Origin of the sequence: Actinomyces sp. oral taxon 170 str. F0386 (assembly GCF_000195595.1) — a bacterium.
GTDB lineage: Bacteria > Actinomycetota > Actinomycetes > Actinomycetales > Actinomycetaceae > Actinomyces.
This window is the reverse complement of record NZ_GL882574.1, coordinates 1-1353: the sequence shown is the minus strand read 5'-3', so window position 1 is coordinate 1353 and position 1353 is coordinate 1. Positions and strand designations below refer to the sequence as shown.

Here is a 1353-nt window from a genome sequence, read left to right as displayed (position 1 = left end):
TGTCACGATCGTGGGTGTCATCTGGTTCGGCGGGCACCAGGTCGGCGACGGTGACGTGGAGGTGGGGACCCTGGTCGCCTTCATGTCGTATCTGATGCAGATCCTCATGGGTATTGTCATGGCGAGCTTCATGACGATCATGATCCCGCGCGCGGCCGTATGCGCCGAGCGCATCAGCGAGGTGCTGGCCACCGCGCCTGCTATCGTCTCGGCGCCGGGGGCCGTGACCGCTTTTCCGGTTCCGGGGCGGGTTGAGATGCGTGATGTCACCTTCGTCTACGAGGGTGCCGATGCCCGTGTCCTGGCGGAGGTGAGCTTCACCGTGGTCCCGGGGTCGACGACGGCGATCGTGGGCTCGACGGCGTCGGGCAAGTCCACGGTGGTGCGGCTGCTGGCCCGGTTGCTGGAGGCCAGCAGCGGGCAGGTCCTCGTTGGTGGGGTGGATGTGCGTGAGGCCGACCCCGAGGCGCTGTGGGCGCAGTTGGGGCTCGTCCCCCAGCAGCCCTTCCTGTTCGCCGGAACCGTGGCCTCCAACCTGCGCCTGGGGCGCGAGGAGGCCACCGACGACGAGCTGTGGAAGGCCCTGGAGGTCGCCCAGGCCAAGGACTTCGTCTCCGCGATGGACGGGGGCCTGGAGGCGACCATCGCCCAGGGCGGCACCAACGTCTCGGGCGGCCAGCGTCAGCGCCTGGCCATCGCCCGGGCCCTGGTGCGCCGCCCCAGCATCCTGATCTTTGACGACTCCTTCTCGGCCCTGGACGTGTCCACCGACGCGCGGCTGCGCGAGGCCATGGGACCGGCCACCGCCGGCATCACCAAGATCGTGGTGGCCCAGCGCGTCTCCACCATCACCGGCGCCGACCAGATCCTCGTCCTGGACGACGGCCACCTGGTGGGCAGCGGCACCCACGAGAGCCTGCTGGCCACCTGTCCCGTCTACCGCGAGATCGTCACCTCCCAGCTCGGAGCAAAGGCCACAGCATGAGCACCGCCCCACGTCCTCAGCGACAGCTCCGTGGCGGGCCGAGGCATGCGCGGGCAGCGCCTGCCGGCTGCCTGTCCTATCTGCTGCGAAGCCGTTACTCCTCGGACCGGAGCACGCACCGCGCTGTGGACACTCCGAACGGCCCTTCCAGTCAGAATGGGGACTTGACTGCTGGCCCTGATGATTTCAGAGGCGACGAGGTCGGCATGTCGCCCGAGGCGCAGGCCTCTCTCGGAGACCTGGCTTCTGGGCCGCCTCCGGGTAGGGCTGAGGCGTTCTGGCCATCCTTCAAGCGGATGGTCGGGCTGCTGGGCGCCCACCGGGTCTCCCTGGTGGTCGTGGCCCTGGCCGCCGTGGGCACGGTGGTG

Annotated in this window: 2 protein-coding genes; both read left to right on the top strand. The window is 69.4% G+C overall.

What is annotated here, in order from left to right:
• On the top strand, window positions 1-985 hold a 985-nt coding region (locus HMPREF9056_RS12960; protein WP_009405352.1), incomplete at its 5' end, for an ABC transporter ATP-binding protein.
• A 164-nt stretch (window positions 986-1149) separates the two neighbouring features.
• Window positions 1150-1353: hypothetical protein (locus tag HMPREF9056_RS13890; protein WP_216593617.1), on the top strand; the 204-nt coding region annotated here is incomplete at its 3' end.